This window comes from Pseudomonas sp. P97.38, assembly GCF_001269745.1.
GTDB classification, from domain to species: domain Bacteria; phylum Pseudomonadota; class Gammaproteobacteria; order Pseudomonadales; family Pseudomonadaceae; genus Aquipseudomonas; species Aquipseudomonas chlororaphis_E.
Map to the genome: position 1 here is coordinate 88,510 of NZ_LHVJ01000020.1, position 15,278 is coordinate 103,787.

Annotated in this window: 17 protein-coding genes; 12 read left to right on the forward strand and 5 right to left on the reverse strand. The window is 64.0% G+C overall.

The features are described from left to right. Window positions 1-56 precede the first annotated feature (56 nt). The 10 genes from urtB (at window position 57) to ureC (ending at window position 8,873) form a co-directional block, all read left to right on the forward strand. Entirely contained in the window at window positions 57-1,559 is a 1,503-nt protein-coding gene (urtB, locus tag AD664_RS16655) for an urea ABC transporter permease subunit UrtB (RefSeq protein ID WP_053147992.1), read from the forward strand. Then, on the forward strand, window positions 1,559-2,638 hold the full coding sequence (gene urtC, locus AD664_RS16660) for an urea ABC transporter permease subunit UrtC (RefSeq protein WP_053147994.1): 1,080 nt from the start codon (window positions 1,559-1,561) through the stop codon (window positions 2,636-2,638). Before urtB ends, urtC begins: the two co-directional genes overlap by 1 nt. Continuing rightward, window positions 2,635-3,507, forward strand: coding sequence for an urea ABC transporter ATP-binding protein UrtD (gene urtD / locus AD664_RS16665; RefSeq protein WP_053147996.1), 873 nt, complete (start codon window positions 2,635-2,637; stop codon window positions 3,505-3,507). Before urtC ends, urtD begins: the two co-directional genes overlap by 4 nt. A gap of 115 nt (window positions 3,508-3,622) precedes the next feature. Then, a complete protein-coding gene (urtE, locus tag AD664_RS16670) occupies window positions 3,623-4,321 on the forward strand; it encodes an urea ABC transporter ATP-binding subunit UrtE (protein WP_053147998.1) in 699 nt (232 codons plus the stop codon). A 30-nt stretch (window positions 4,322-4,351) separates the two neighbouring features. Further along, window positions 4,352-5,194 carry an urease accessory protein UreD gene (locus AD664_RS16675; RefSeq protein WP_053148000.1) on the forward strand — a complete coding sequence of 281 codons (843 nt, stop codon included), beginning with the start codon at window positions 4,352-4,354 and terminating at the stop codon, window positions 5,192-5,194. 150 nt (window positions 5,195-5,344) lie between these two features. Continuing rightward, window positions 5,345-5,647 carry an urease subunit gamma gene (gene ureA, locus AD664_RS16680; protein WP_042730011.1) on the forward strand — a complete coding sequence of 101 codons (303 nt, stop codon included), beginning with the start codon at window positions 5,345-5,347 and terminating at the stop codon, window positions 5,645-5,647. 8 nt (window positions 5,648-5,655) lie between these two features. Next, window positions 5,656-6,189, forward strand: coding sequence for a GNAT family N-acetyltransferase (locus AD664_RS16685; protein ID WP_053148002.1), 534 nt, complete (start codon window positions 5,656-5,658; stop codon window positions 6,187-6,189). A gap of 6 nt (window positions 6,190-6,195) precedes the next feature. Continuing rightward, complete coding sequence (locus tag AD664_RS16690) at window positions 6,196-6,729, forward strand: N-acetyltransferase (RefSeq protein WP_053148004.1); 534 nt, start codon at window positions 6,196-6,198, stop codon at window positions 6,727-6,729. Then, a complete protein-coding gene (locus AD664_RS16695; RefSeq protein ID WP_053148006.1) occupies window positions 6,726-7,031 on the forward strand; it encodes an urease subunit beta in 306 nt (101 codons plus the stop codon). The genes AD664_RS16690 and AD664_RS16695 overlap by 4 nt, the downstream gene beginning before the upstream one ends. A 141-nt stretch (window positions 7,032-7,172) precedes the next feature. Next, the gene (ureC, locus tag AD664_RS16700) at window positions 7,173-8,873 is read left to right on the forward strand and encodes an urease subunit alpha (protein WP_053148007.1); all 1,701 of its coding nucleotides are present in this window, start codon (window positions 7,173-7,175) and stop codon (window positions 8,871-8,873) included. Between the two features lie 154 nt (window positions 8,874-9,027). On the opposite strand, the gene AD664_RS16705 is transcribed toward ureC, so the two are convergent. Together AD664_RS16705 and AD664_RS16710 are read right to left on the reverse strand one after the other, a co-directional pair. Continuing rightward, a complete protein-coding gene (locus AD664_RS16705) occupies window positions 9,028-9,327 on the reverse strand; it encodes a chaperone modulator CbpM (protein WP_042731803.1) in 300 nt (99 codons plus the stop codon). A gap of 107 nt (window positions 9,328-9,434) precedes the next feature. Then, a complete protein-coding gene (locus AD664_RS16710; protein ID WP_042731804.1) occupies window positions 9,435-10,373 on the reverse strand; it encodes a DnaJ C-terminal domain-containing protein in 939 nt (312 codons plus the stop codon). A gap of 295 nt (window positions 10,374-10,668) precedes the next feature. Here AD664_RS16710 and AD664_RS16715 point away from each other — a divergent pair, with 295 nt between their 5' ends. Beyond that, the gene (locus tag AD664_RS16715) at window positions 10,669-11,934 is read left to right on the forward strand and encodes an Hsp70 family protein (RefSeq protein WP_053148008.1); all 1,266 of its coding nucleotides are present in this window, start codon (window positions 10,669-10,671) and stop codon (window positions 11,932-11,934) included. A 102-nt stretch (window positions 11,935-12,036) separates the two neighbouring features. Here the strand turns inward: AD664_RS16715 and AD664_RS16720 are convergent, their stop codons facing one another. From AD664_RS16720 to AD664_RS16730, 3 genes are all read right to left on the reverse strand, one after another. Then, window positions 12,037-13,050, reverse strand: a complete 1,014-nt coding sequence (locus AD664_RS16720; RefSeq protein WP_042731806.1) for an AI-2E family transporter — start codon at window positions 13,048-13,050, stop codon at window positions 12,037-12,039. A 220-nt stretch (window positions 13,051-13,270) separates the two neighbouring features. Further along, entirely contained in the window at window positions 13,271-13,552 is a 282-nt protein-coding gene (locus AD664_RS16725) for a PsiF family protein (protein WP_042731807.1), read from the reverse strand. Between the two features lie 65 nt (window positions 13,553-13,617). Next, window positions 13,618-14,508, reverse strand: coding sequence for a triacylglycerol lipase (locus AD664_RS16730; protein ID WP_053148009.1), 891 nt, complete (start codon window positions 14,506-14,508; stop codon window positions 13,618-13,620). Window positions 14,509-14,698: 190 nt separating this feature from the next. On the opposite strand from AD664_RS16730, the gene AD664_RS16735 reads away from it, so the two are divergent. After that, window positions 14,699-15,229, forward strand: a complete 531-nt coding sequence (locus AD664_RS16735) for a bacterioferritin (RefSeq protein ID WP_042731809.1) — start codon at window positions 14,699-14,701, stop codon at window positions 15,227-15,229. The last annotated feature ends 49 nt before the right edge of the window (window positions 15,230-15,278 follow it).

The following is a 15,278-nucleotide window of genomic DNA, read 5'->3' on the forward strand; positions in this document are numbered from 1 at the left end:
GCTTTCGCGAGCAAGCCCGCTCCCACAAAAAGAAGCCCTGCGCAAGGCGACTCTCTATGCCCACTGCCCTCTACCGCCTCATCCTCGCCCTGGTGCTGCTGTTGCCAGTGGCCGCCCACGCCGGCGACGCCGAAGACTTCGTCGCCGCCAACCCGACCCAGCAGGCCAGGCTCCTGGAAGACTGGGCCGCACAACCCGCGCCCGGACGCGTCGAGTTGATCAACGCCTTGGCGCAAGGCCAGTTGACGATCGACGGCCAGCCCAAGACCCTGCGCCTGAACAACCGCTTGCGCGGGCTGATCGAAACCGCCCTCGCCAGCCATCAACTGTTGGCCATCGATGCACGCCTGCGCCTGGGCGCCGCCCAACAACTGCAAAAAAGCGCGCGCCCGGCCCAACTGGCGTTTCTCGACCGGCAACTGGTCGGCGAGCAGGACGAAGCGGTGCACGCCGCCCTGAGCCTGGCCCTGGCGAACCTGCAACTGGTGGACACCAACCCGAACGTGCGTCTGGCCGCTGTCCGGCTGCTGGGCGAAACCGGCGACCCGCTGGCCCGCACGCGGCTCGAAGGGCTGCTGGAGCCCGGCGTCGAAACCGATGCCAGCGTGCGCACCGCCGCCGAAACCAGCCTGGCCCAGGTCAAGCGCAAACTGTTGGTGGGCGAGCTGCTGGGCCAGGCGTTCAGCGGCATGTCCCTGGGCTCGATCCTGCTGCTCGCCGCCCTCGGCCTGGCGATCACCTTCGGCCTGCTGGGGGTGATCAACATGGCCCACGGCGAGATGCTGATGCTCGGCGCCTATTCCACCTACGTGGTGCAGATCCTGTTCCAGCGCTTCGCCCCCAATGCCATCGAGTTCTACCCGCTGATCGCCCTGCCGGTGGCATTCTTCATCACCGCCGCCATCGGCATGGCCCTGGAGCGCACGGTGATCCGTCACCTCTACGGACGCCCACTGGAGACCCTGCTCGCCACTTGGGGCATCAGCCTGATGCTGATCCAACTGGTGCGCCTCGTGTTCGGCGCGCAGAACGTCGAAGTGGCCAACCCGGCCTGGCTGTCGGGCGGGATCCAGGTGTTGCCGAACCTGGTGCTGCCGTACAACCGCATCGTGATCATCGCCTTCGCGCTGTTCGTGGTGGCGCTGACCTGGCTGCTGTTGAACAAGACACGCCTGGGCCTGAACGTGCGCGCCGTGACCCAGAACCGCAACATGGCCGCTTGCTGCGGCGTGCCCACCGGCCGCGTGGACATGCTCGCCTTTGGCCTCGGCTCGGGCATCGCCGGGCTCGGCGGCGTGGCCCTGAGCCAGATCGGCAACGTCGGCCCGGACCTGGGCCAGGGCTACATCATCGACTCGTTCCTGGTGGTGGTGCTCGGCGGTGTCGGCCAGTTGGCCGGTAGCGTATTCGCCGCGTTCGGCCTGGGCATCGCCAACAAGATTCTCGAACCGCAGATCGGCGCCGTGCTCGGCAAGATCCTCATCCTGGCGTTGATCATTCTGTTCATCCAGAAGCGTCCGCAAGGCCTCTTCGCGCTCAAAGGACGGGTAATCGACTGATGAACCAGCCCCTGATGCTCACGGCCGCGCAAAAGGCCGGCCCCAAAGTCACCCTGGCCCTCGGCGCGTTGATCCTCGCGCTCCTGTTGAGCCTGCCGCTGTTGTCACTGCTGGCGGCGGACCACCCGTTGCACGTCTCGGCCTATACCCTGACGCTGGTGGGCAAGATCCTCTGCTACGCCATCGTCGCCCTGGCGCTGGACCTGGTCTGGGGCTACGCCGGCCTGCTGTCCCTGGGCCACGGCCTGTTCTTCGCCCTGGGCGGCTATGCCATGGGCATGTACCTGATGCGCCAGGCCGCCGGCGACGGCTTGCCGGCCTTCATGACGTTCCTGTCGTGGAACGAACTGCCCTGGTACTGGGCCGGCACCGACAGCTTCCTCTGGGCCCTGTGCCTGGTGGTGCTGGCGCCGGGCCTGCTGGCGTTGGTGTTCGGCTTCTTCGCCTTTCGTTCGCGGATCAAGGGCGTGTACTTCTCGATCATGACCCAGGCGCTGACGTTCGCCGGAATGCTGCTGTTTTTCCGCAACGAAACCGGTTTTGGCGGCAACAACGGCTTCACCAACTTTCGCACGATCCTGGGCTTTGGCATCACCGAACCGGGAACCCGGGCGGTGCTGTTCCTGGCCACCGTGCTGTTGCTGGTGGCCAGCCTGTTCGTCGGCTGGCGCCTGGCCCGCAGCAAGTTCGGCCGGGTGCTGACGGCCCTGCGGGATGCCGAGAACCGCCTGATGTTCTGTGGCTACGATCCGCGCGGCTTCAAGCTGTTCGTCTGGGTGCTGAGCGCGGTGCTGTGCGGCCTGGCCGGGGCGTTGTACGTGCCCCAGGTGGGCATCATCAACCCCAGCGAAATGTCCCCGACCAACTCCATCGAAGCCGCCGTGTGGGTCGCCCTCGGCGGACGCGGCACGCTGATCGGCCCGTTGCTGGGCGCCGGCGTGGTCAATGGCATGAAGAGCTGGTTCACGGTGGCGTTCCCCGAGTACTGGCTGTTCTTCCTCGGCGCGCTGTTCATCCTGGTGACCCTGTATCTGCCCAAGGGCGTGATCGGGTTGCTGAAGAAAAGGGGCCAATCATGAGAATCACACCCACGGCCGAGTTCATGCTCGAACCCGTCCTCGACCCCTCGCTCGATGCCAACCGGGACTCGGGCAGCAGCCGCGACGCCATCGGCCTCGGCCAGGCCGCCGGCAAGGGCCTGAACACCCGCCACGGGACGATCCTGACCCTGGAAGACATCAGCGTCAGCTTCGACGGCTTCAAGGCCCTGAACAACCTGAACCTGTACATCGGCGTCGGCGAGCTGCGCTGCATCATCGGTCCCAACGGCGCGGGCAAGACCACGCTGATGGACGTGATCACCGGTAAGACCCGGCCCAGCCACGGCAAGGCCTGGTTCGGCGAAACCCTCGACCTGACCCACATGAGCGAAGTGCAGATCGCCCAGGCCGGCATCGGCCGCAAGTTCCAGAAGCCGACGGTGTTCGAAGCCTTGAGTGTGTTCGAGAACCTGGAGCTGGCCCTCAAGGCCGACAAGTCGGTGTGGGCCAGCCTGCGAGCGACACTCAACGGCGAGCAGCACGACCGTATCCGCGAAGTGCTGGACACCGTCCGCCTTGCCCCGTCGCTGCATCGCGCGGCCGGGTTGCTGTCCCACGGGCAGAAGCAGTTCCTGGAGATCGGCATGTTGCTGGTCCAGGACCCGCAACTGTTGCTGCTGGACGAACCCGTGGCGGGCATGACCGACGCCGAGACCGACTTCACCGCCGAGCTGTTCAAGTCCTTGGCGGGCAAGCACTCGTTGATGGTGGTGGAACACGACATGGGCTTCGTCGGCAGCATCGCCGACCACGTGACGGTATTGCACCAGGGCAGCGTGCTGGCCGAAGGGTCGCTGGCGCAGGTGCAGGCCGATGAACGGGTCGTTGAAGTTTATTTGGGAAGATGAATCGGCAAGCTTCGAGCCGCAAGCTTCAAGCGGCAAGTGAAAGCAAGTCCTACACCGTCCCGCTCTTACTTGAAGCTTGAAGCTTGCCGCTTGAAGCCCTACGAACGGAGTTCAAATGTTACAGGTCCAACACCTTCACCAGTACTACGGCGGTAGCCACATCCTGCGGGGCCTGTCGTTCGACGTGAAGGTCGGCGAGGTGACGTGCCTGCTGGGACGCAATGGCGTGGGCAAGACCACCCTGCTCAAATGCCTGATGGGCCTGCTCCCGGCCAAGGAAGGCGCGGTGAATTGGGAAGGCAAAACCATCACCGCGTTCAAGCCGCGCCAGCGGGTCCATGCCGGCATTGCCTACGTGCCCCAGGGCCGGGAGATTTTCGGCCGGCTGACCGTGGAAGAAAACCTGCTCATGGGCCTGTCGCGCTTTCCCGGCGCCGAGGCCCGGGAAGTGCCGGCGTTCATCTATGAGCTGTTCCCGGTGCTGCTGCAAATGAAACACCGCCGTGGCGGCGACCTGTCGGGCGGCCAGCAACAGCAGCTCGCCATCGGCCGGGCCTTGGCCAGCCGGCCGCGCCTGTTGATCCTCGACGAGCCCACCGAAGGCATCCAGCCCTCGGTGATCAAGGAGATCGGCGCGGTCATCAAGAAACTGGCCGCCCGCGGCGACATGGCGATCTTGCTGGTGGAACAGTTCTACGACTTCGCCGCCGAGCTGGCCGATCAGTACCTGGTAATGTCCAGGGGCGAGATCGTGCAGCAAGGCCGCGGAGAAAACATGGAAGCCGAGGGTGTGCGCGGACTGGTTACGATCTAGTCTGTAGCGTCCTGACGATAATCAGAAATCATGAACCTACCCGTATCCGCGCCCGCCCTGTTCACCCCCCATTGGCACGCCGAGCTGGACCTGGGCTATGCCCGCTTCGGCGACAGCACACGCCCGGTGCAACGCCGCCATCACGGCCCGTTGCGGGTGCAGAAGCACCTGTACGCCGAAGGCCCCGAGGTGTGCCAGCACATCATCGTCCACCCGCCCGGCGGCATAGCCGGCGGCGACCGCCTGGACATCCGGGCCCACGTCGGCCCCGGCGCCTGGGCGCAACTGACCAGCCCCGGCGCGGCCAAGTGGTACCGCGCCGCGAGCCCGGCGTACCAGCACCTGGCGCTGAGTGTCGATGCCGGGGCGACGCTGGAATGGCTGCCCCAGGAAACCATCGTGTTCAGCGCGGCCCAGGCCGAGCTCAGCACCACCGTCGACCTGCAGGGCGACGGGCGCTTGTTCTACTGGGACATGGTTGCCCTCGGCCGACCGGCCAGCGGAGAGCGTTTTGACCTCGGGCATTTTCAATCGCACCTGGACATCCGTCGCGACGGCCGCTTGCTCTGGCACGAGCGCCAGCGCATCGTCGGCGGCGACGGCTTGCTCGACTCGCCCATCGGGCTCGGCGGCGATCCAGTGTTTGCCACGTTGTTGGTGACCGGTGAGATCGAGAGTGACTTGCTGGAACAGTGCCGCTCCCTGGGCCACGCCGTGCGTGGCGACCTGACGCAATTGCCTGGGCTGGTCGTGGCGCGGTGCCTGGCGAGCGAGGCGTTGCTGGCGCGGGGCTGGCTGGTTGAGTTGTGGCGGTTGCTGCGTCCGGCGTTGCTTGGTCGAGAAGCCGTACCCCCTCGGATCTGGAGTACCTGAACTTGCTTTTCCTGTGGGAGCGAGCTTGCTCGCGATAGCGGTGTATCAGCCAACAGTTATGTTGAATGTTCGATTGCTATCGCGAGCAAGCTCGCTCCCACAGGGGAACGGTGTCTAGCCGAATTATTTATCTGCCCTTATGGATTGCACATGGACCTGACCCCACGCGAAAAAGACAAGTTGCTGATCTTCACCGCCGGCCTCGTCGCCGAACGACGGCTGGCCCGTGGCTTGAAGCTCAACTACCCGGAGGCCATGGCCTACATTTCCGCCGCCCTGCTCGAAGGCGCCCGTGACGGCCAGACCGTGGCCGAACTGATGCATTACGGCACGACGTTGCTGAGCCGCGAGCAGGTGATGGACGGCATTGCAGAGATGATCCCGGAGATCCAGGTCGAAGCGACGTTTCCCGATGGCACCAAGTTGGTCACCGTCCACCAGCCCATCGCCTGAGGCCCGCCATGACTTGCCACGTTCGTGATGCCCAACCCACCGACCTGCCGGCGATCCGCGATATCTACAACGACGCCGTGCTCAACACCACCGCGATCTGGAACGATGCGCCCGTCGACCTGGACAATCGCCAGGCCTGGTTCGCCGCCCGGCACGCCCAGGGCTATCCGGTGCTGGTCGCCGTCGACGGCGAGGCCAATGTGCTCGGCTATGCTTCATTCGGCGACTGGCGGCCGTTCGACGGTTTCCGCCACACCGTGGAGCACTCGGTGTACGTGCGCAGCGACCAGCGCGGCCAAGGCCTGGGCCCGCTGCTGATGAGCGCACTGATCGAGCGCGCGAAGGCTTGCGGCAAGCACATCATGGTCGCCGCCATCGAAAGCGGTAATGGCGCCTCGATCCGCCTACATGAGCGGGCCGGTTTCGTCATCACCGGGCAAATGCCCCAGGTGGGCACCAAGTTCGGCCACTGGTTGGACCTGACCTTCATGCAGTTGAACCTCAATCCCGGAGCGCCCGCGCCGGGTGCCAACAAGGAGTGAACCCCGATGAACGCCGCCCAGTTGCGTCGAGTCCACGCTGAAAGCTTTGCGCATTATCGTCAGGGCCTGATCGATCTGTTGCTCGACGCCGTCGGCCATGGCGCCAGCGTGGGGTTCATGGCGGACCTGGATGCCGCCCAGGCCCGTGCCTATTTCGATGAGGTCCAGGCCAGCCTCAACCAGGGCAGCCTGCTGCTGTGGGTGGTGGTCAAGGACGAGCAGGTGCAGGCCAGTGTCCAATTGGCCCTGTGCCAGAAACCCAACGGGCTGAACCGCGCCGAGGTGCAGAAGCTGCTCGTGCGCGGCGAGGCCCGTCGCCGCGGCCTCGGCCAGCAGTTGATCAATGCCCTGGAGCTCGGCGCGCGCCAGTGCAAGCGCGGTTTGCTGTACCTCGACACCGCGGCTGGCTCAGAGGCTGAAGCCTTCTACCGCGCCATGGGCTACACCCGCGTCGGCGAGCTGCCCGATTACTGCCAGACCCCGGACGGCACCTATTCGCCGACCGCCATTTACTTCAAGACGTTGGGACAACCGCAATGATTCCAGGCCAATACCAAATCCAGCTCGGCGACATCGAACTCAACGTCGGCCGCCGCACGCTGACGCTGACCGTCGCCAACAGCGGTGACCGGCCGATCCAGGTCGGCTCGCACTACCATTTTTTCGAAACCAACGACGCCCTGGCCTTCGACCGCGCCGCCAGTCGCGGCATGCGCCTGAACATCCCGGCCGGCACCGCCGTGCGCTTCGAGCCGGGGCAAAGTCGCGAGGTGGAACTCGTGGACCTGGCGGGGCTGCGCCGGGTGTTCGGGTTTGCCGGGCGGGTCATGGGCGAGCTGTAAGTCATAGGGTGTCTGCACTGGCCCTTTCGCGAGCAAGCCCGCTCCCACAGGTGTCCGCATTCCAATGTGGGAGCGGGCTTGCTCGCGAACTGTGAGCGACAGCGAACAGCCTCAAACTCAATTGAATTCCAAGGCAAGCACATGAAGATTTCGAGACAAGCCTATGCCGACATGTTCGGCCCCACCGTCGGGGACAAGGTCCGCCTGGCCGACACCGAGCTGTGGATCGAAGTGGAAAAAGACTTCACCACCTACGGCGAAGAAGTGAAATTCGGCGGCGGCAAAGTGATTCGTGATGGCATGGGCCAGGGCCAGTTGTTGGCCGCCGATGTCGTGGACACGCTGATCACCAACGCGTTGATCATCGACCACTGGGGCATCGTCAAGGCCGATGTCGGCCTCAAGGACGGGCGCATCGCGGCCATCGGCAAGGCCGGCAACCCGGACATCCAGCCCGACGTGACCATCGCCATCGGCGCCAGCACCGAAGTGATCGCCGGCGAAGGGATGATCCTCACGGCCGGCGGCATCGACACCCATATCCACTTCATCTGCCCGCAGCAGATCGAAGAAGCGCTGATGAGCGGCGTCACCACCATGATTGGTGGCGGCACCGGCCCGGCCACCGGGACCAACGCCACCACCTGCACGTCCGGGCCGTGGCATTTGGCGCGCATGCTCCAGGCTGCCGATGCCTTCCCCATGAACATCGGTTTGACCGGCAAGGGCAACGCCAGTCTGCCGGAGCCGCTGGTGGAGCAGGTCAAGGCTGGCGCCATCGGCCTGAAGCTGCACGAAGACTGGGGCACCACGCCGGCGTCCATCGACAACTGCCTGAGCGTGGCTGACCAGTACGACGTACAAGTGGCGATCCACACCGACACCCTGAACGAATCGGGCTTCGTCGAAACCACCCTCGGTGCTTTCAAAGGCAGGACCATCCACACCTACCACACCGAAGGCGCTGGCGGCGGCCATGCGCCAGACATCATCAAGGCTTGTGGCTTCGCCAACGTACTGCCCAGCTCCACCAACCCGACCCGACCGTTCACCCGCAACACCATCGACGAACACCTGGACATGCTGATGGTCTGCCATCACCTGGACCCGAGCATCGCCGAAGACGTGGCGTTCGCCGAGAGCCGCATTCGCCGCGAGACCATCGCCGCCGAAGACATCCTCCACGACCTCGGCGCGTTCTCGATGATCAGCTCCGACAGCCAGGCCATGGGCCGCGTCGGTGAGGTCATCACCCGCACCTGGCAGACCGCCGACAAGATGAAGCGCCAACGCGGGGCCCTGCCCGGCGACGGTGAAGGCAACGACAACTTCCGTATCAAGCGCTACATCGCCAAGTACACCATCAACCCGGCGATCACCCATGGCATCAGCCACGAAGTGGGCTCCATCGAAGTGGGCAAGTGGGCCGACCTGGTGCTGTGGCGCCCGGCGTTCTTCGGGGTCAAACCGACGCTGATCCTCAAGGGCGGGGCGATCGCCGCCAGCCTGATGGGCGACGCCAACGCCTCGATCCCGACGCCGCAACCGGTGCACTACCGACCGATGTTCGCAAGCTTTGGCGGCTCGCGTCATGCCACCAGCCTGACCTTCCTCAGCCAGGCCGCCGTCGAGGCCGGGTTGCCGGAACAGCTCGGGCTGAAGAAGAAAATCGCCGTGGTCAAAGGCTGCCGCGACGTGCAGAAGACCGATCTGATCCACAACGACTACCTACCGAACATCGACGTCGACCCGCAGACCTACCAGGTCAAGGCCGACGGCGTGCTGCTGTGGTGCGAGCCGGCGGACGTCCTGCCGATGGCGCAACGGTATTTTCTGTTTTGACCTGAAGCAGACAGGGTATTTGGCCGAACACCCGTGGCGAGGGAGCTTGCTCCCGCTGGACTGCGCAGCAGGCCCATTTTTTCAGGGCCGCTGCGCGCCCCAGCGGGAGCAAGCTCCCTCGCCACAAGGTTTACGACTGACGAATGAGTGTGCATCACTCCACCAACCGCCCCAACCGCTGCTTGAGCATGCGGTTTTCATTGCGCAGCAGTTGCACTTCTTCCAGCAGGTCCAGCGCCAGGGCGACGCCTTCCCATTCCAGTTCCAACTCGCGCCGCAGCTTGGCCGCGCGCCGCGCCAGGACCAGTTCGTAGTCGGTGAAACGCCAGTCGGTCGGTGCCGCGCCGTGAGGTTCGAGAATGCCATGGGCGACGATTTCGATCACATGCACATCCGCCAACGCCGCGGCCTCGCAGAATTCCTTCAGGTTCAGTTCAATGATCGGGTTGTTCATGGTCTGCTTCTCCCAATGCTTCAACTGTCGAGTCTAGCCAGGCTTGTGACAAATCTGACTGTGGCGAGGGCGTTTGCTCCCTCGCCACAGGTTTTATATTGAGCCGGTCAGAAATTCTCTCGCGGATCGAACGCGGCCTTTTTCGCCAGCTCCGCCCACAAGGCCTTGACCGCCTCGTCGCTGGCCTTGGGCATCACCGCCTTGAGCTGCACGAACAGGTAGCCGCGCTCGCCGGCCTTGTTGCGCAGGCCATGGCCCTTGGCGCGCATGCGCTGGCCGTTCTGGCTGCCGGCCGGGACCTTGAGGTTGATCTTGCCGGTGAGGGTCGGGACCGCCACTTCGGTGCCCAGCGCCAGTTCCCACGGGGCCAGGGGCAAGGTGATGATCAAGTCCTGGCCCTCGACGTCGAACTTGGGGTGCGGGGCGAAGCGGATGGTCAGGTACAAATCGCCGTTGGCACCGCCGCCGATGCCCGGCGCGCCCTGGCCCTTGAGGCGGATGCGCTCGCCGTCGGTCACCCCCAGCGGAATCTTCACGTTCAGGCTCTTGCTGGTGTTGCTCACGTGCTGGCCCGCCGCGTTGTATTGCGGCACCTGGTAGCTGACTTTCTTCGACTCGGTCGAGAGGGTTTCTTCCAGGAAGATCGGTAATTCCAATTCCACGTCTTGTCCCCGACGGCCGGCGCTGCGACCTGATTGTCCGCCACCGAAACCTGATCCGCGATTACCGAAGATCGAACTGAAGAAATCCGAGAAATCGCCGGTGTCCTGGCCACCGAAGCCGCCACGGCTCTGCCAGCCCGGCGGGCCCTGGAACGGCTGGCCGTGCTGGCCATAGCGGCGCAGGTCGTCGTATTCCGCGCGCTTGTCGGCGCTTTTCAGCGCTTCATAGGCTTCGGAAACGTCCTTGAACTTGGTCTCGGCGTCCTTTTCCTTGCTCACATCCGGGTGGTACTTGCGCGCCAGCTTGCGGTAGGCGGCTTTGATCGTGGCATCGTCCGCCGTCGGCTCCACACCCAGGATCTTGTAATAGTCTTTGAAGTCCATCTAAGCATCACCATCCGTTATCGATGTCGCACCGCCACGCACAGCCTGCCTGAATGACCAGGCAGCGGATTGACCGATCTCAAGATTGGGACCGGGCGGCGCATCAGAAGTTTATCGGCAGCCGGTGGCGGTTCTTGTACTCGCCCTGTGGCTGCCAGGCCCATGCCAGCAAGTTTGGGGGGATTGCGCGGTCTTTCAAGGCCAGCGTTTGCAAATTAGCGGATAACCGGCCTTCGAATCCGGGCCGCACTGGCATACACTGCGCGGCCGTTTTTTTAGCTGGAACCGCAAAGACATGAAAAACGCATCCCCGGCCCGTGCCTGCGGTATCGACTTCGGCACGTCCAACTCCACCGTCGGCTGGCTGCGCCCCGGCATGGAAACGTTGATCGCGCTGGAGGACGGCAAGATCACCCTGCCGTCGGTGGTCTTTTTCAATCTTGAGGAACGTCGGCCCGTGTATGGCCGCCTGGCCCTGCACGAGTACCTGGAAGGCTACGAAGGCCGGCTGATGCGCTCGCTCAAGAGCCTGCTGGGCTCCAAGCTGATCAAGCACGACACCAGCGTGCTGGGCACGGCCATGCCATTCAAGGACCTGCTGGGGCTGTTCATCGGCCAACTGAAGCAACGCGCCGAAGCCGCCGCGGGTCGGGAATTCGAAGAAGTGGTGCTGGGCCGTCCGGTGTTTTTCGTCGATGACGATGAACTGGCCGACCAGGAAGCCGAGAACACCCTGGCGAACGTCGCCCGGGCGATCGGTTTCAAGGAGGTGTCGTTCCAGTACGAACCCATCGCGGCCGCCTTCGACTATGAATCGACCATCGAGAAAGAAGAACTGGTGCTGATCGTCGACATCGGCGGCGGTACCTCGGACTTCTCCCTGGTGCGCCTGTCACCGCAGCGGCGTAACCACGACAACCGTCATGCCGACATCCTCGCCACCGGCGGCGTGCACATCGGCGGGACCGATTTCGACAAGCAGTTGAGCTTGCAGGGCCTGATGCCGCTGTTCGGCTACGGCAGCCGGATGAAAAGCGGTGCCTACATGCCCACCAGCCACCACATGAACCTGGCGACCTGGCACACCATCAACGCGGTGTACGCGCAGAAATCCACCCTCGCCCTGAACAGCATGCGCTACGACATCGAGGACACCGGCGGCATCGACCGGCTGTTCAAGCTGATCGAACAGCGCGCTGGGCACTGGCTGGCCATGGAAGTCGAGGAAACCAAGATTCAGCTGACCCACACCGACCAGCGCCATGTGGCCCTGGACCGGATCGAACCGGGCCTGAGCGTGGACCTGAGCCGGGCACTGTTCGAATCGGCCATCGACGGGCTGTTGGAGCGGGTGCGCGCCAGCGTCACGCAGCTGCTGGGCGATGCCAACGTCGGCGTCGAGCAGGTCGACACGGTGTTCTTTACCGGCGGCTCCAGCGGCATCCCGGCGCTGCGCAACAGCGTCTCGGCGATGCTGCCCCGAGCCAAGCATGTCGAAGGCAACATCTTCGGCAGCATTGGCAGCGGATTGGCGATCGAGGCGATGAAGCGTTACGGCTAAAGCCAGTTGCAAGCTTCGAGCTTCAAGCGCCAAGTAACGGCAGTAAAGCGGCACGACTGGCTTTTACTTGCAGCTTGAAGCTTGCAGCTCGCAACGGCTGTCCTAGACCATCCCGATCTGCTTCAACTCGCTCTTGAGGTACGCATAGTAGATCGGCCCCGCCACCACCCCCGGCAGGCCGAATGCGGCTTCGAACACCAGCATTGCCATGAGCAATTCCCAGGACTTGGCGCTGATCTGCCCGCCCACGATCCGGGCGTTGAGGAAGTATTCGAGCTTGTGGATCACGATCAGGTAACCCAGCGCCGCCACGGCGACCCAGATCGACAGCGACAGGCCGACGATGGTGATCAGGGTGTTGGACATCAGGTTACCGATGACCGGCAACAGCCCCAGCAGGAAGGTCATCACGATCAGGGTCTTGGTCAGCGGCAGCTTGATGCCGAACAGCGGCAGCACCACCGCCAGGAAGATCCCGGTGAAGAAGGTGTTGAGCAGGGAAATCTTGATCTGGGCGAAAACGATGTTGCGAAACGCCTTGACCAGCAGGTTCAGGCGATCGAACAACGCCGCCGCCAGGGGTTTGCGCTTGGTCAGGTCGGGGATGCGCTGCAAGGCGACGATGGCCCCCAGCACCATGCCGATCAGCAACGTCACGAACATGTGGGCCGCGTCCTTGCCCACCAGCTGCAGCTCGCTCAGGTGCTTGCTCATCCACGCGCCGATCGCCACTCGGAACTCGGCGGCGCTGGCCGGCAGGTAGGCGTCGATGAACGGCGGCAACTGCCCGCGGGCGCGGTCGACCACCGCCATGAACTTGTCCAGGGAGGCGCCCGGGTTTTCCGCTTCATGGAGCAGGAAACTGATGGCCCCGGCGAAAATCAACGTCAGCACGCTGACCACCAGCGTGCCCAGCAACGCCACCGCCAGCCAGCGGGCACGCCGACCCTCGATCAGTCGTTGCAACTGCGGGGTGAGCATGTTGACCAACTCGAACACCAGCAACCCGGCCAGCAGGCTCGGCAACAGGCGCAGCGGCAGCACCAGCAACAACCCACCGAAGATGATCACCCAACTGATCACCAACAACACATGACGCTGAGAAAACGTTGGCATACAGCCTCAAAGCAAACGGCGTGAAAGGATTGGCAGTCTGCCAGCCTTCCGCCGACAGCACTAGGCATTGTATCGGCCGATTCGGGTCGAGGTTCAGGGGATTTTTTGCTGCGTCTTCGATGGCCCATCGCGAGCAGGCTCGCTCCCCACAATGGGCCACACAACGCAAACCTGCCGGGGAGCGAACCTGCTCGCGAAGAGGCCCCCGCAGGCCCCGCGCCTATTTTTTCTTCAGGCAGTCGCTCATGAACGCCTTGCGGGCATCGCCCTTCAGGGCCTGGGTGGTGGCCGTGGCGTTGCAGGTTTTCATGCGCTCCTGCGGGGTGCTCGAGTCGGCCTTCAGGCAGGTGCTCATGAACGCCTTGCGCTCGTCACCCTTGAGCGCCTTGGCGCTGGCGTCGGCGTTGCAGGTGGTCATCTTGTTCTGCTGCGCCGTCGCGGCGAAGCCCTGGGAGCACAGCAGCAAACCGATCATCAACAAAGGAACACGCAGCATTTTCATGACGTCTTCTCCTGAGTGCCGCACAAGCGTGACGGCGATGCATCCAGTGTAGACAACCCGGGCCACTAGACACCGGCCGCTTTCAAGCGCTCGGCATGCTCGACGAACAGGCGGATCGGCTCGGCGCCCTTGCCGACCAGCCCCAGCGACTGGTTGACGATGTCGAAGTGGTCCAGCGGATAGTCATCGCGGATCACCGTGCCCAGGTGCGAACTGTAGCGCCCGACCATGCCGTCGCACTGGCCGGCCTCGCGCACGAAGGTGCGGGCGAACAGGCGACAACTGCGGTGGGTGCCATCGAACAGGTTGCGCCCCTTGTCGGTCTTGCCCGGTTGCAAGGTGCCGGACCAGGAGTAATAACGCACCCCGTTGACCTCTTCAGGGCCGTGCCCACCCCAGGTTGGCGGCAGCCCTTGTGGATAACGCTGGTTGAACAGGGCCACGCCCGCCGTCGTGAGGGAGGCATGGGACGCGTCAATGTCAACCGGCAGCCTGGGTCCGTGGTAGGCGGTTTCCAGCAGGCTCATCAGGGCGTTGACCAGCCGCAGCAGCGCACTGAGCACCCGCCCCCTAGCGCTGTCGGCGGGATAATGCCGTTGCAGGTAATCGGCCAGTTCCGAGCCATGGTTGGCGCCGGCCACCGACGTGACCGAGGCCACCAGGTCCGGGCGCTTGGCGGCAGCGTAGCGGGCCGTGAGGCTGCCCTGGCTGTGGCCGATCAGATTGACCTTCTGCGCACCGGTCTGGCGCAGGATTTCATCGATTAGCGCCAGCAGTTGCTCGCCACGCACCTCGGACGAATGCAGCGGCGACACCTTCACCGCGACAACCACCGCCCCTTCGCGGCGCAACGCCGAGACAATCCCGTACCAGTACGGGTACAGCACCAGCCGAATGAACCCGAGCATGCCTGGGACCAGTACCAACGGGTAACGAGTGGCGCAGCGTTGCGACATGGGCGGACATCCTTGTGCTCAGCGATGGAGGGGAAGGTCAGTCTATGCGTGCTTCATGACGCATCACCGTGATTGTAGGCGTTGGCACATTTCATAAAACTTTTTGCCCCGCTCATCACTCCCAAGCCTGTAAGCGATCACGCCCCGAGAGCGTGACGCTCCCAACCGGATCAGCCTCCAGGAGAACGAGATGAGCGACATGCACTTATCCGATGTAACCACCCTGCGCGAACGTGCACGGCAGAACGTAGAGAACGGCGCGGTGACCGAGGGCTACAGCGCCGATCGCCAGCAAGTCATCCGCCTGCTCAACGAAGCGCTGGCCACGGAACTGGTGTGCGTGCTGCGTTACAAACGCCACTACTACATGGCCACCGGCCTCAAGGCGAGCCTGGCGGCCAGCGAATTCCTCGAACACGCCAACCAGGAAGCCGAACACGCCGACAAGCTGGCCGAACGCATCGTGCAATTGGGCGGCGAGCCGGAGTTCAACCCCGACCTGCTGAGCCGCAATTCCCACGCCCAGTACGTGGCGGGCAACACCCTCAAGGAGATGGTGTACGAGGACCTGGTGGCCGAGCGCATCGCCATCGACAGCTATCGCGAGATCATCCAGTACATCGGTGAAAAAGACCCCACCACCCGGCGCATCTTCGAAGACATCCTGGCCCAGGAAGAAGAGCACGCCGACGACATGGCCGATATCCTGGCCGATCTGTAAGCCTTACCGGCCCCTTCGCGGGCAAGCCCGCTCCCACAATTGACCGAGT

Coding starts and splice junctions, on each gene's coding strand:
- urtB (WP_053147992.1), top strand. CDS start 57: ATGCCCACTGCCCTCTACCGCCTCATCCTCGCCCTGGTGCTGCTGTTG.
- urtC (WP_053147994.1), top strand. CDS start 1,559: ATGAACCAGCCCCTGATGCTCACGGCCGCGCAAAAGGCCGGCCCCAAA.
- urtD (WP_053147996.1), top strand. CDS start 2,635: ATGAGAATCACACCCACGGCCGAGTTCATGCTCGAACCCGTCCTCGAC.
- urtE (WP_053147998.1), top strand. CDS start 3,623: ATGTTACAGGTCCAACACCTTCACCAGTACTACGGCGGTAGCCACATC.
- AD664_RS16675 (WP_053148000.1), top strand. CDS start 4,352: ATGAACCTACCCGTATCCGCGCCCGCCCTGTTCACCCCCCATTGGCAC.
- ureA (WP_042730011.1), top strand. CDS start 5,345: ATGGACCTGACCCCACGCGAAAAAGACAAGTTGCTGATCTTCACCGCC.
- AD664_RS16685 (WP_053148002.1), top strand. CDS start 5,656: ATGACTTGCCACGTTCGTGATGCCCAACCCACCGACCTGCCGGCGATC.
- AD664_RS16690 (WP_053148004.1), top strand. CDS start 6,196: ATGAACGCCGCCCAGTTGCGTCGAGTCCACGCTGAAAGCTTTGCGCAT.
- AD664_RS16695 (WP_053148006.1), top strand. CDS start 6,726: ATGATTCCAGGCCAATACCAAATCCAGCTCGGCGACATCGAACTCAAC.
- ureC (WP_053148007.1), top strand. CDS start 7,173: ATGAAGATTTCGAGACAAGCCTATGCCGACATGTTCGGCCCCACCGTC.
- AD664_RS16705 (WP_042731803.1), bottom strand. CDS start 9,327: ATGAACAACCCGATCATTGAACTGAACCTGAAGGAATTCTGCGAGGCC.
- AD664_RS16710 (WP_042731804.1), bottom strand. CDS start 10,373: ATGGACTTCAAAGACTATTACAAGATCCTGGGTGTGGAGCCGACGGCG.
- AD664_RS16715 (WP_053148008.1), top strand. CDS start 10,669: ATGAAAAACGCATCCCCGGCCCGTGCCTGCGGTATCGACTTCGGCACG.
- AD664_RS16720 (WP_042731806.1), bottom strand. CDS start 13,050: ATGCCAACGTTTTCTCAGCGTCATGTGTTGTTGGTGATCAGTTGGGTG.
- AD664_RS16725 (WP_042731807.1), bottom strand. CDS start 13,552: ATGAAAATGCTGCGTGTTCCTTTGTTGATGATCGGTTTGCTGCTGTGC.
- AD664_RS16730 (WP_053148009.1), bottom strand. CDS start 14,508: ATGTCGCAACGCTGCGCCACTCGTTACCCGTTGGTACTGGTCCCAGGC.
- AD664_RS16735 (WP_042731809.1), top strand. CDS start 14,699: ATGAGCGACATGCACTTATCCGATGTAACCACCCTGCGCGAACGTGCA.